Here is a 13,346-nt window from a genome sequence, read left to right as displayed (position 1 = left end):
TATGTGTAATCATATCTCAAAGAAAAGAGGAACAGTAAAATGTAACTGGGTGAAATAATTATGAAGCAGAATAAAGAGAAATTCGATTTTAAGGCTTTCGGGCAAGCCATTAAAGCAGCAAGAAAAGCAAAGGGAATATCACGCAATCAGTTAGCCGATACGCTGAATATTGCGCCCCGATATATCGCGTCCATTGAGAACAGCGGGCAACACCCAAGTTTACAGATTTTGTATGAGCTTGTAACCCTGCTTGACGTATCAGTAGACCAATTCTTTTTCCCGGAACGGGAACAGGAGAAGTCCACACGTCGCCGTCAGCTCGATACCATGCTTGACACTATGAGCGAAACGGACTTGAAAATTATGTCTGCTACTGCAAAAGGCATAGAGGAAGCCAACAACGACAGGACGGGGGAATAAAGTTCCCTCGTTTTCGTCTATATAGAGTTCTTGAAGCGTCGCAGGATTGCGGCGTTTTTCTTTTGCTCTTTTTTGGCATACTGGGAGTTTCGTTGTAGTGATAAGTGAGGAAAAAACTTTCTTAGCAAGCATAGGAAAAGAGTACCCTTTTCCGTATTTTCGCCCTCCCGTCCTGCGGTGTGTCGGTTGAAATTGCTTGTTGGGAAGTGTCCCAAACCCTCAGAGCGGAAAGGAGTAATTGCATGAATGGACGCAAAAGAAAAGTACAAATCAAATTCTATGTAACAGAGGAAGAAAGGGCATTGATTGAGCAGAAAATGAAGCTCGTCCCCACCCGTAACATGGCGGCGTATCTTCGCAAGATTGCCATTGACGGGTATATCATTCAGACAGACCATAGCGACATAAAAGCCATGACAGCGGAGATACAGAAAATCGGGGTCAACATCAATCAGATTGCAAAGCGTGTCAATGCGACAGGCAGCATTTACCAAGAGGACATAGAGGAAATAAAGGGGGTGCTTGCAGAGATATGGCGGTTACAAAGATTAAGCCTATTAAAAGCACGTTGAGCAAAGCCCTTGACTATATCCAAAACCCGGATAAAACAGAGGGGAAAACGCTTGTGTCCTCTTTTGGGTGCAGCTATGAAACGGCAGATATTGAATTTGAATATACCTTGTCGCAGGCTCAGCAGAAAGGGAACAACTTAGCCTTTCATCTGATACAATCGTTTGAACCGGGAGAGGTGGACTGTGAGAAAGCCCACGCAATCGGAAAACAGCTTGCCGACGCAGTAACAAAGGGACAACACGAATACGTCCTAACCACCCACATAGATAAGGGACATATCCATAACCATATCATTTTTTGCGCGGTCAATTTTGTTGACTACCATAAGTACAATTCCAATAAGCGCAACTACTACGACATACGGAACATGAGCGATAAGCTGTGCCGGGAAAACGGGCTGTCTGTTGTTGTTCCGGGTAAAGGCAGTAAGGGAAAAAGCTATGCGGAATATCAAGCTGAAAAAGCCGGGACAAGTTGGAAAGGCAAGCTGAAAATTGCCGTTGATACGCTTATCCCCCAAGTGGCAAGTTTTGAAGAATTATTGCAGCGGTTACAGGCGGCAGGCTATGAGATAAAGCCGGGAAAATATATCTCCTGCCGCGCTCCCGGACAGGAACGCTTTACCCGCTTAAAAACCCTCGGTGCAAATTATACAGAGGAAGCAATCAAAGAACGGATTGCAGGCAGGCGCACAAAGGCGGCAAAAGCTCCCAAAGAGCAGCGCGGCGTATCGCTGCTTATTGACATTGAAAACAGTATCAAGGCACAAGAGAGCCGGGGCTATGAACAGTGGGCGAAAATCCATAATCTGAAACTGGCTGCAAAAACTATGAATTTCTTGACGGAACATCAGATTGAGCAGTACGCGGATTTAATCAGCCGGATTGAGAAAATAAATTCAGAAAATGAAAAGACCGCAGACGCATTAAAGAGCGTGGAGAAACGTCTTGCAGATATGGTAGTGCTGATGAAGCACGTTGCCACCTACCAAAAGACAAAACCCACCTATGAAGCATACCGTAGGGCAAAGGATAAAAACGCATACCGGGCAAAAAATGAAAGCAGTCTAATACTTTATGAAGCGGCGGCAAAGGCACTGAAAGCGTCGGGCATTACCAAACTCCCCAATCTCGCCGCTATGCAGGAAGAATACAGGAAGCTCCAAGCGCAGAAAAAAGCCCTTTACGCTGATTATGGAAAACTGAAAAAACAGGTCAAGGAATACGACGTTATCAAGCAGAACATAGACAGTATTTTGCGGCAGCCAAGAGAGCCGGAACAGAACAAAGGAAAGGAACGGGAATAAAATATTTTTCCAATAAAAGAAAAGCAGAATGTGACATGAAACCACATTCTGCTTTTCTTTTATTGGGCTTTTTTATCGTGATATACCTTGAACATATTAGCAAGATATTTTTCTGGTTCCGGCATAGGGTGCCCTTTACCTGTTGTATTATGTTGCTCATGCTGATTATATCTTTGTTTTACTCGTTCCCAATCTTTCGGGTACATGGATTTGAAAAGTTGTTTAAACTCCTCCATATCCTCTGTGTTTTTCATAGCTTCAAAAACAGCATTGACTTTTTCTTCTTTTTTTACAATAACACTCTGTGCCATATACAGCACCTCCTTTGATTTAATAGTAAAATTATATCAGATAGCAAAAGAAAAAGCAAAAAAATGGACGCAGCAGCCATGTAATTATAGCCGCCGCGCCCGTTTTTTATGAGTGCAGATAATTTGATATGTTACGCAGTAGAACCCCGTTTCCAAAGGAAAAGGGATTCTGTATCGCCTATGCCAGTTTCACACCATTTATGCCCTATAAATCAAGGCTTTTTTTGCCCTTATTGCGTAACCGCGGCGCGCCGTTTCCTCATGCGCTCGGCTGCCTGTTTACGGGTAATCCGTTTCCGGCAGTCCGGGCAGTATTTGACGCTGTTTGATTTTGATACAAAAAATGTGCCGCACTCGGTACAACGCTTTTTGTCCTCGGTTTTGAAAAGCTCTGCATACAGCAGCTTATCAAGAGGAAGTACGGCAATCTGAAACCACTTGCATAAAAGCGAATAGGAAATAAGCTGCGGACAGATACATTCCTCCCCGTTGTCAAGCAAGATACAGTGTCCGCGCTCGCAGTTGCAGCACTCCTTTTTTACAAGGCTGTTGACTTTCCGGCTTTGGGGCGGCGTGAGCCGCTTACCCCCGGTCATACCTCATCAGCGGCGAAAATAGCAAGCTCCGCATATTCGTTTTCTGTTAGTGGGGAGATTTTCTGTAAGGTGCGCTCTACAAAGGGGCACATATCCTCGTCCATGAATGTCAGCGCAGCCGTCATATTTTCCATAAGCTGTGCCTTGCTTCCCTCATGGTAAATACTCAACAGGTTCATTTCTTCAACGGTCAGTCTAATCATGCTCATACCTCCATTTCGTGATGTTTTGATTTTGCTGTCTTTTTCGGGACTTTTGGGGATTTCTCTGTTTGTAACTGCGCCCGGACAGAAGGACGGGCTTTTTTCATCTCTTTATTCCTTTCGCTTTTATCTATCAGTGCATAAACGCCATGTCTGCCCTCCAACGTGGAAAAGGAAAGGGTTTTGTAAGGCAGCATGGAAAACAGCCGTTCCATGTCCTTATCCGTTGCCAGTGGAACAAAATAGGGAGAAAGCTCTACTGCACAATGGGTCTTTTCGGGGCTGTCCGGTTCTCCAAGTCCTTTTACATTTTCCACAATCCGGCGGGCTTCCGTTTCAATCCGTCTGTCATGCAGGGCGGCGATATGTAACTGAAAATCCCCCTGTGTATGTGGTATTCGGTTTTGGTACTGTTCCCTCAAAAGGCTTTTTAAGGCTTCCGGGTTGTTTGGCTGTGCTTCAAAACGTATAAATTTTCCAAGCTGCGGGTCAGTGTCCCCGTCAAAATATTGTCCGGCAGGTTTTGTCAGCTCCCCATGCTCATAAATCAGCGTGTAGTTGTCGGCAGGGATTGATTTTTCGATTACTTCCCGGAAATGCTGCAAATAATCCAGTTCATACAGATTGCCTTTGATTTTTCCCTGCTCTGTGCCTGTCAGTTCCACCGCATAGGCAAGGATAGTATCGCGGGTCTGTTCCCCGTAAAACCTCCATGTATTATGCTGCCTTGTGTCCTTTAGAAAAACGTCCCGCTCCCGGAAGCAGCACGTCCCGGACGGGCGGGAAAACCACAAAAGCCGTTTGTCCTCCGGGACAGGGCTTCCCGCCGCTTTCTGCAAAATCTGTTTGTCTATGTCAAAATCGCTCTGATAAAAAGCGGTGTTCTGTTTCATTATGGCTTCAAGGGAAGCGATAACGTCCACATTTTCAAATTTTTGTAACTTCATAGGTCAGCTCCTTTCCAAATCCTGTGTTTTTTGTCTTGCCTGTTTCTTCGGTGTCTGTTCTTTCGCTGCTTTAAGCTGCGCCCGGATAGAGGGCTTTTCCTGTTTAGCAGGCTTGCCGCGTTCCTTATCGGTTTTCAATGCTTCGGCGTATTCTGCAAGGGAAATCTGTCCCCCGGCTTTTGCCTTTTCCTCCAGTTCCGTAGCGGTCGGGGTATTATTTATCTGTCCGTCAATCATGTTGTAGTTTTGCTCGGTGGTCTGCTCGGCAGCTTTCAGATAATTTTCCGGCTGCTCCTGTGTGGGTTGTTCCTGTGCAGTTACCTTTTGCGCCCGGATATGCGCCCGCTGTATCTCGGTCGGCTTTTCCCCGGTAAGGGGCGCAATGGCTTTCACATAATCAGCCGCATAGTAGGCGTTACTGGTAAGCTGCCGCTGCCATGCCCCGGCTTTTGGCGACCAACGGAAGCCATTGCTTTTTAAGGCTTCCCGCGTGGCTTCGTCCGACTTATCCTCAAAGAAGATTTGCAGGCGGTTCGCTTCGGTGTTTGCTTCCACCTTGCCGCCGTCAAATTCCCAACCGACAAACCCGATTTCTTTTTGCTGTGAAAGGGATTTGATACGGTCTTTCACGCGTCGGATTTCTGCGCTGTTGTTGGATAACGCCCAAGTCGCAAAGGGCTTGTCCCCCAAATGCCAACTGCTCGCCATGTCTGCTTTCAGTTTTTCAAGCTGTTCTGGCGACAAATGCGGGCAGCCGTCAAGGGTCTTATGCTTGCGGTAATAGGCGTTTACGGCTTTCATGGTTTCCTGCGATTTTTCAAGGCTTTCCAGTTTCTTTTCTAACTTCTGTACTGCCTGCGGGTCGTCTGCACTGATACCGCCCATGCCGGTACTGCGGATTTTATCAAGAAGCCTCTGTATGTCCTGCCATTCCCGGTAGTTGCTGTCGCGGGCTGCGTTCTGTTTTTCTTTTTTCCTTGTGGGGAAGTTAGAGCCGCCCGCAATGAGGATAGAGGGAACACGCGCGTCAATCTCATAGCCTTTGTTCATGTTCGCCGCCAGTTTCCGGGCGTAGGTATCAAGCAGGCTGTCGATTTTCTCATGGTACATCGGGTCTACCCGGCGTTTCTGCCGTTCTGCAAGCTGTACGGCTTCATCTACATAATGCCTGTATTCTGCTGTTGCGCTGCCTTGCTTATAATCGGAAAAGCTGTTTGCGTCCTTTGCACGTTTGGCGGCAGCTTCATTGATAGTGTAATAAGGTGCGGCGGGGGCAGCCTGTTCCGGCTGTGGGGGCTGTGGGGCTTCGCTTCTTGCACCTGTATCAGCTTCCGGCTCTGTCTGTGTTTCTTTTTCCTGTACCGGGGCTGTTTTTTCGGGAAGCTCCGGCGCGGCTGCTTCTGCTTCGGGCTGTTTGGCGGTTTCCTGCGCGGGCTGTGCCTGTTCGGTGGTCTGCTCCTTATCCTGTGCCTGTTGGATTTCTGCAAAATGTCCGTCTATGGTATCAATCAGACTTGCGGCGGTGCTGCGGATTGTTTCAAGAGAGCCTTTCAGTTCTGCAAGTTCTTTTCCGCTGCTCCACCCGGCGATATACCCAAAAGAATAGTCCGACGTATCAAGCCCGTAGTGTTGGCAAACGGCATAGGCGACGCTTTCTGCCTGTACCTCGCGGGTGCGGCGGTCGGGGCGTTCCGGCGCGTCTTTGTCTATGTCATGGAGTGTCGCGTGGGCGATTTCATGGATAGCGGTCTTGATGTTCTGTAATTCGTCCATGCCCTCGTTGATAGAGATACGCTTTTCCTCATAATTGCAGCGTCCCTTTATACTGCCGCTTAGTGCTTCAAATTCCATAGCAAAAGGGGAAGTTTTTTCAAGGGCAGTGAAAAAATCCTTGTATTGTTCCACGTTGCCCGTCAGCTCATAGGTAAGGGAGGGAAGCTCCTTTCCCTCGGTCTGTGAAACATCAAAGACAGATACCACACGAAAGGCGGGTATCTTGATTTCCTTTTCCTCGGTAACAGGCTTCCCGTCCTTATCAAAAACAGGCTTTTGGGTGTCCGGGTCGATTTTTTCCACCTGTTTCTTAACGGTAAACGGGGACGGTGCAAGTATCTTGATAGCTTTTTCTCCCGGCTTTACATGGCGGTCAAATTCCTTTTCCCATTGTTTATAGCCTTTCACAAGATTACCGCCCTGCATGGCGATAAGGATTGTATTGTTAAGGCTGTAATCATGGAATTTTGACATGGTACGCAGATAATCGGCGTAACGCTCGCTTTCATACAGTCCTAAAATTCCCTGTTCCAGTCGGTCGGTAATCTCTTTCATTTTGTCGGCGGGCTTTTCGGAAGATAGGATAATCGGGAGAACCGGGGGCTGCTCTGTGGCAAGTGCAGGCTGTACGGCGGCAGCGTCAAGGTCTGCCTGTTCCTGCGGCTGCGGCATTACCCGATATTCCTCCGGCACGTCGCGCCCGTCATACCACTGTGTAAAGGTGTTGCGGTTGTTGTAAATATAGCCCTGCTCAGTAAATCTGCCCCCGTCATTGATAGCAGCGTCCCGCCCGTATTCCTCATACATGAAATATTTTTTTGCTTCTTCGGACAACTCCAACTCGTCCAGTTCTTCAATCAGATAATGCCCGTAATCTTCCTCGCTCTGTACGGACGGATAAAGCCAGTAACAATCAAGGTTTTGTGCAAGGTTGATAATGTCCTGCAAGTCCCTTGTATGGTCGCCGTATGTGATAGCCGCAGCAAATTTTTCCCAGTCGTCGTCAAACTGCATTTTCAAAAGCTCGCCCAAATAGTTCAGCTCGTCAAGGCTTTCAAGCTCGGTCAATTTCCCTGCCAGTCCCGCAATAGAGGACTGGTATTCTGTGATGTGCAGCTCCCCGTAGTTTTTGCCGTCTATACCGATACGGTCAAAGACTTCTTTCAAATGCTCGGCAGTCGTGGGGAATGATACCCATTCGCCCGCAGGTCTGCCCTCGGTGTACTTTCCAAGATTAGAAAGATACCCGCTTAAAATCGGTTGTTCCATGCGTTCACTCCTTTCTTTCTCAATCATGCGGTGCATAAGCGCGTAGTCCTCCACGCTCATGCTCCCGTCAAAAATGTAGGGGTCGGGTTCTTCGCCGTCCCGGTAGGCTTTTTCAGAGAACGGCAGCCCCGCAGCGTGGGCGGCGGTTCTTGCTTCCTCAATAAGCTCCGGCGGCAGCCTGTCGTCGTGGGCTTCGATAAATTCCACGATATTGCTATATCCGTTTTCATAGTGGCGGCGCACCCCGGCGGTCAGCTCGTCAAGGTTCCTGTCCTCGCCAAGATAGCCGGAATAATAGCCGTTTACCACAACGGCGGCAGGGTCAGCCTGCTTGATTTCTTCCATGCGGCTTCTGTCCTCCGGGTAGAGGTAGTCGCCCAGTTCAAGGTGGAAATCTTTGGCGTTCCAAGAACGTCCCGTTTTCCAAAACGCCACCCAAGCGATACCGTCCCGCAATTCTTCTTGATAGTCCTTTACGGTGTCCCGTAAACTTGCCATGTGTAACCTCCTTTCCCAAAGGCAGCGCGGACGCTGCTTTTTCCGGTTTCATCATTCAGTACCCCGCGCCCGCGTTTTGCCAAAGATTTTATAGATTTTTTCAAGATTTCAGAGGGTTTGGGACACTTCCCAACAAGCAAAAATCCCCGCCGTTCTCGATAGAGAAAGCAGGGATTTTACGGAAAAGGGTACTCTTTTCCTATGCTTGCTATTCAGTTATTTTTTCTTCGGAAGCTCAATGCGGTAGTTGACATATTTCCCGCCTGTATCAGCCAATACGATAGTTCCGTCGTAGGTTTTGCCCGTCTTTGGAGAATAGAGCTTTTTCACATTTACCTTGCCGGATTTTAAGAGTGCAGTAGCAATCTTCGGGGTAAAGGCGGTTTTTCGTTCCTCAAAGAAACGGTCATTTTTCCACATGGTAAAGATACATTCTTTGTTGCTGCAATAGTAGTTTTTCTTTCCCTCATAGACGGGAGAACCGCAGCGGGGGCAGCTTCCCAACGCTTCCCGTTCCGGCTTGAACATCTGCGCTTTATCATCAGAAAGAAACGGATAGGTCTTTACCAGTTCCCGCGCCATGTTTTCAATACCCTCCATAAATACGGCGGGGTCTGCCTTGCCCTTTGCTATCTGCGTCAGATTGTTTTCCCATTCAGCGGTAAGCTGCGGGCTTGTCAAGGTGTCCGGCAGGACGCACACAAGATTGATACCGTCTTTTGTGGGAAGTAGCTGCTTGCCTTTGCGTTCCACAAAGCCGCCCTTTACCAGTTTTTCAATAACAGCGGCGCGGGTGGCGGGAGTGCCAAGCCCTTTGCGTTCTGCGTCCGGGTCGGTGTCCTCGCTTCCGGCGCGCTCCATAGCGGAAAGCAGCGACGCTTCGTTGTGAGGTTTTGGCGGTGTGGTGTCATGCTCCGTTACCGTTGCCGCCGGATTTTCAAAGGTCTGTCCCTCGGTAAATGGCGGCAGGGTCTTTTCTGTGTCGCTGTCTGCGTCGTCCGTTTCGGGCTTGTTCTTTAAGGCTGCCCTGTATTTTCGGTCAATCTCTTTCCAACCGTCGGACAATACCGTTTTTCCCCTTGCGGTAAAGGACTGTCCGGCACATTCAAAAAATGCTGTAACCGCTTCAAAGGTATGCGGTGCAGCGGTCGCCATAAGGAGGCGCGTCCCGGCAAGGGTAAGGATATTTTTTTCACTTTCCGGCAGCGCGATAATATCAGTCTTTGCAAGCTCCATTGTGGGAATAATCGCGTGGTGGTCGGATACTTTTTTACTGTTCAGCACCTTTGCAAGCTCCGGCGTGAAGTCTACGCCCTCCATAAAAGAAAACTTCCCACAAAGCAGCTTGATAATGTCCGTCGCCGTATCGCCCATGTCGTCAGTCAGATAGCTGCTGTCGGTTCTCGGATAGGTCAAGAGCTTCTTTTCATACAGGGCTTGTGCAAGGTCAAGGGTCTGTTTTGCGGTATATCCGAACAGGCGGTTTGCTTCCCGCTGTAAGGAAGTAAGGTCAAAGAGCTTCGGCGGGGCTGCGGTCTTTTTCTCTTTCACAAGGGAAGTGCAGACTGCCCGCGACGCTTCGCAAGTCGTTTTTAATGCGTCGGCTTCTGCCTTATTTGAAATTCGTTCACTTGCAGCTTCCGCGCCGGATAAGGACAGGCGCACATGATAGTATTTCTCTTTCTTAAAGGTGGTAATCGCTGCATCCCGGTCAACAAGCATTTTTAAGGTGGGGGTCTGTACGCGTCCCACATTCAAGGTATGGTTGTAAAGGACAGAAAAAAGACGGGTGGCATTGATACCGATAAGCCAGTCAGCCTTTGCCCTGCATAGTGCGGAAGCAAAGAGCGCGTCGTATGCTTCGCCGTTCTTCAGATGAGAAAAGCCCTCTTTGATAGCAGCTTCTTCCATTGAGGAAATCCATAAGCGGCGCATAGGCTTCCTGCACCCGGCAACTTCATAGACAAAACGGAAAATCAATTCTCCCTCGCGTCCTGCATCGCAGGCATTGACGACTTCGGAAACGTCTGCTCGGTGCATAAGCTCCTTTAGGGTCTTGAATTGCTTTTCCTTGCCAGCAGCAACGGTGTATTTCCATTCCTGCGGCAAAATCGGTAAGCTGTCATAGCTCCACTTTTTATACTGTTCCCCATAGGCGGCGGCTTCCGCAAGCCCTACCAAATGTCCCACGCACCAAGAAACGATATAGCCGCTTCCTGTGAGAAATCCGTCTTTCTTTTCCTTTGCCCCAAGTACGGCAGCGATTGTCTGCGCCACACTGGGCTTTTCTGCGATAACTAAAATCAATGATACTTCCTCCTTTTATCGTTCAGTCTGTCGTTTATTTTCCAGTTTTCTGATACAGTACCCCACACAAGGGGACTGCCCCTTGTAAGGGCAGCCCGCGCAGCGTGGGGAAGAAAGCTCCGGCGGGGATTTTTCCCCTTTGCCGTAGTCCGGTTTCTGTATCATCATTTTTTCAAAGGGATTGTCGGTAAACAGGGTCATACTTCCTCGTCCTCCGTTTCTTCCTCTTTGGAAACTTCCCCGGTGTCTGCTTCCGGCTCGTCCTCGTCGTAGTCCTCAAAATCAAAATCTTCAAGGTCAGTGTTCCCTTTCACGTTCTGCTTCGGTTTTATAAACTTAAAGTAGTAGAACACCGCGCCGCCACCAAGCAGCACAAAGAGGACTAAGGCAAGCACCGCGCCGGGATTGCCGCCTTTTTCTTTGGGTTCTTCCGGCTGCTCTGTTGGTGTTGGGGTAGGTTCTTTGCCTGTGCAGCCTGTCAGAGTGGTTGCACATACCGGGCAGGACGTATTTACTTTTCCGGCTTCGCACTTCTCCGTACAGTTGCAAACTTCCGGTTTTTTCGTGGCTTCCCCGGTTTCGGTCAGTGCCATAAGGTCGGCTTCGTCCACTTGATTAAGGAAATGTACGGTCTGTTCCCCCTCGGCTGCCCGGTCAATGAGGATATAGAAATAGTTGCCGCTTTTGGTGGTAACAGTGATAAGCTGCTTATTGCCGCCGTAATCGTCAACCAGTGTTGCGTTTCCCTTTGGGGTAAGGGGCGGCGTTTCCTCTTTTTCCTTCACAATCACGCCGCTGTCATTAGTTGCGTCCTCTGCGGGCGGCTCTGTGGCTGCGCCCTGTGCATAGGCAGGGACAGAAAAACCGCCCATAAGGATAAGGGCGGCACAAAGGGCAGTCATGGTCTTTTTCAGTTTATTCTTCATCTGCATTTTCCTCCTGTTCGTTTTCTTCTGCGGGTGCGGCAGTCATGCCGGGAATACCGCCGCCGGACAGCATAGCGTTCAGTTCCTGCGGGGTCAGACGCATAGCTCGTACAAGCTGTACAATTTCAAGGTTTTCCGCTTCGGTTTTCTGCGCTTCCAGTCCTTTTAACTTGTTCTGATACTCTGTGATTTTCTCGCGGGTCTTTGCGATTTCCTTATTGATACGGTCGATTTTATTGTTTGCCATAGGTCATTTCTCCTTTCTTTTTGGGGCTGCTTTACCAGTTCATCAGCCCGTAGCCTTTGATACATTGATAGTTAAGGTCATAGCTCTTTATCTTGCAGGCATCGCCGGAATTGCCCTCAACGGTATAGACGCGGCTGCCGTCCCTGCCAAGCACAAGCCCCACATGGTCGGCAACGCCGTCTAAATCCCAATCGAAAAAGATTGCGTCGCCCGGTGCAATATTCTCATAGCCGCGTGCGCCCCATTGTCCCCTTGACTGAAACCAAGGGACACCCTGCCATTCGCAGCCCGCAAAGCGCGGTTCGCTTTTTCCGGCTTGATTATAGCACCATGATACAAAACAGGCGCACCATTCCACGCGGCTGTTAAAGCCGTACCAAGACCAGTAAGGGTAGCCGCCCACATTTCCGACTTGCTGCTTTGCAAGCTCCATAAGCTCTTGATTTCCGGGGCGTGTACCATTTACAAACTCCACGCCGCTTAAATCCTCGGAGGGGCTTCCGTCGGGAGAGCCGCCGCCAAAAATCAACGGTTTGTTGCCCTGTGTCTGTAAGTACACCTTAAACATTTCAAGCTGCTGTGGGTTCAGCAGTTCTTCCGCAAGGGAAGCAATCGGCTTGTTTGTCAGTTTCACATTTAAGATACGGTATTCGTATTCTTCCTCGTTGCCCTCCTCGTCGGTGGTGGTGCGTATCTCGATTTCTTCCGTCAGCGTCAAGGTGTACTGTAAGCCGAACAGCCGCTTTAGCTCTGCCTGTGCGCTCTGTGGGGTATAACTCTGTAAAAGGGCAGTCAAGTACGACGCTAATTCGTGGGGGTTATGCCCGATAGTGTCAAGGTCATAGCGGTATTCATCATAGCCGGGGTGGGTGCTTTCGATAGCGTCAATCTCGCTTTGTAACTCATTTTCCATTGCGGCATAGCTCTGTTCCGTTGCCACAAGGTCGCTGTCCTCGGACGTGTAGGAAGTCCCTAACACGCTGTTCATGCTGCCGGAAAACATTGCCCCGCAAGAGGAAAGCCCCACGGATACCATGATGAACAGAAGCAGCGCAGCAATAGCGATTATCACGCCTGCCGGGTGTCGCCCGGCAAAAGTAGCCGCTTTCTTTGCCGCTGTCTGGGACGCTCCGGCGGCTGCTTTAGCGGTAGCTGTGCCGCCTTTCTTTACAGTCTTTGCATACTGGCGTTTGATTTTCTGTTTCTGCATGAACCGGGAAAAGGGATTGCTTGTAAGCTGCGGTTTTTCCTGCAAGGCTTTGTGATACTGGAAGTTCACATTTGCCTTAAATGCTGCCTTTTCTGCCTTTGCGGCTTCCCGGTAGGGTTTCAACTTATGGCTGCGGTAGCCTTGTTTTAGTTTTCTTGTCCCGTACCTTGCGCCGCGCTCGGCAAGTTCCTCCGATTTGTGCGCGCCCTCCACGCCGGAATTATCTTTCTCGACGCTGTGGATTTTATTGTGAACAAAAATACCCGCTTCCTGCGCGGGGCGGGATAACGGGTTGCTGTGGGCTTTGCCGCCGGGTATCGGCTTTTCCTGTTCCTCAAAGTGCAGGCGGGTCTTTGCCTTTCCGGTGGCTTCCTCAAAGGTGCGCTCTTTTACCAGTTTCTTCTGCTTCGGGAGGGCTGCCTTTGTTTCGTCCAGTTTGTCGGCTGCTTTTTCTGATTTTTTGATGTAAGGTTCCAGTTCCGGCGTTGCCCGTTCTTCCTCGGTAAACTGCAAGCGGGAAGTGGAAGTACGCAAAACGGTAGCTTCCGGCGCTTTCTTGACTGCCTTTTTATTTGCCTTTCGGGTATGGGCTGCGTCAAGGTGTTCCATGACGCGCTCGGCGGTAGTGGTGTCCGGTTGTGAAAAATCACTGTCTGCTTCCCGGCTGCTGATACGCTCGGCGGTCTGCTGTGTTTCGTTGACTTCCACCACACCGTCGCGGGTCATTTTCTGTGTGATTTTATCGCGTGGTTTTAACTGC

The 13,346-nt window shown here is 49.3% G+C and carries 13 protein-coding genes; 3 read left to right on the top strand and 10 right to left on the bottom strand.

Annotated elements, in window-relative coordinates; genetic code table 11:
* Positions 1–60 precede the first annotated feature (60 nt).
* The 3 genes from ACI6NM_RS14465 to ACI6NM_RS14455 all read left to right on the top strand — a co-directional run bounded on the left by ACI6NM_RS14465 (position 61) and on the right by ACI6NM_RS14455 (position 2,299).
* Entirely contained in the window at positions 61–420 is a 360-nt protein-coding gene (locus ACI6NM_RS14465) for a helix-turn-helix transcriptional regulator (protein WP_016728675.1), read from the top strand.
* Positions 421–662: 242 nt separating this feature from the next.
* Positions 663–992, top strand: coding sequence for a plasmid mobilization protein (locus ACI6NM_RS14460; protein ID WP_438500948.1), 330 nt, complete (start codon positions 663–665; stop codon positions 990–992).
* On the top strand, positions 953–2,299 hold the full coding sequence (locus ACI6NM_RS14455; protein ID WP_438500947.1) for a relaxase/mobilization nuclease domain-containing protein: 1,347 nt from the start codon (positions 953–955) through the stop codon (positions 2,297–2,299). Before ACI6NM_RS14460 ends, ACI6NM_RS14455 begins: the two co-directional genes overlap by 40 nt.
* Before the next feature lie 59 nt (positions 2,300–2,358).
* Here the strand turns inward: ACI6NM_RS14455 and ACI6NM_RS14450 are convergent, their stop codons facing one another.
* From ACI6NM_RS14450 to ACI6NM_RS14405, 10 genes are all read right to left on the bottom strand, one after another.
* Positions 2,359–2,610, bottom strand: coding sequence for a hypothetical protein (locus ACI6NM_RS14450; RefSeq protein ID WP_438500946.1), 252 nt, complete (start codon positions 2,608–2,610; stop codon positions 2,359–2,361).
* A gap of 230 nt (positions 2,611–2,840) precedes the next feature.
* Positions 2,841–3,206, bottom strand: coding sequence for a cysteine-rich VLP protein (locus ACI6NM_RS14445; protein ID WP_438500945.1), 366 nt, complete (start codon positions 3,204–3,206; stop codon positions 2,841–2,843).
* Positions 3,203–3,409, bottom strand: coding sequence for a transposon-transfer assisting family protein (locus ACI6NM_RS14440; RefSeq protein ID WP_438500944.1), 207 nt, complete (start codon positions 3,407–3,409; stop codon positions 3,203–3,205). The genes ACI6NM_RS14445 and ACI6NM_RS14440 overlap by 4 nt, the downstream gene beginning before the upstream one ends.
* A gap of 2 nt (positions 3,410–3,411) precedes the next feature.
* Positions 3,412–4,356 (bottom strand): hypothetical protein, encoded by a 945-nt coding sequence (locus ACI6NM_RS14435; RefSeq protein WP_438500943.1) that lies wholly within the window; start codon positions 4,354–4,356, stop codon positions 3,412–3,414.
* Between the two features lie 3 nt (positions 4,357–4,359).
* Positions 4,360–7,896 carry an antirestriction protein ArdA gene (locus ACI6NM_RS14430; RefSeq protein WP_438500942.1) on the bottom strand — a complete coding sequence of 1,179 codons (3,537 nt, stop codon included), beginning with the start codon at positions 7,894–7,896 and terminating at the stop codon, positions 4,360–4,362.
* Positions 7,897–8,112: 216 nt separating this feature from the next.
* Positions 8,113–10,203, bottom strand: coding sequence for a DNA topoisomerase 3 (locus ACI6NM_RS14425; protein ID WP_438500941.1), 2,091 nt, complete (start codon positions 10,201–10,203; stop codon positions 8,113–8,115).
* A 15-nt stretch (positions 10,204–10,218) separates the two neighbouring features.
* Positions 10,219–10,404 (bottom strand): hypothetical protein, encoded by a 186-nt coding sequence (locus ACI6NM_RS14420; RefSeq protein ID WP_438500940.1) that lies wholly within the window; start codon positions 10,402–10,404, stop codon positions 10,219–10,221.
* On the bottom strand, positions 10,401–11,129 hold the full coding sequence (locus ACI6NM_RS14415) for a CD1107 family mobile element protein (RefSeq protein ID WP_438500939.1): 729 nt from the start codon (positions 11,127–11,129) through the stop codon (positions 10,401–10,403). Before ACI6NM_RS14415 ends, ACI6NM_RS14420 begins: the two co-directional genes overlap by 4 nt.
* Positions 11,119–11,376: a DUF4315 family protein gene (locus ACI6NM_RS14410; protein WP_002610330.1), complete on the bottom strand. Its 258-nt coding sequence runs from the start codon at positions 11,374–11,376 to the stop codon at positions 11,119–11,121. The genes ACI6NM_RS14415 and ACI6NM_RS14410 overlap by 11 nt, the downstream gene beginning before the upstream one ends.
* Before the next feature lie 31 nt (positions 11,377–11,407).
* Entirely contained in the window at positions 11,408–13,195 is a 1,788-nt protein-coding gene (locus ACI6NM_RS14405; protein ID WP_438501111.1) for a CD1108 family mobile element protein, read from the bottom strand.
* Positions 13,196–13,346 lie beyond the last annotated feature (151 nt).

Source organism: Pilosibacter sp. YYHA0881 (assembly GCF_051602715.1).
GTDB lineage: Bacteria > Bacillota > Clostridia > Lachnospirales > Lachnospiraceae > Alitiscatomonas > Alitiscatomonas aceti.
This window is presented reverse-complemented; position numbering and strand designations above follow the sequence as displayed.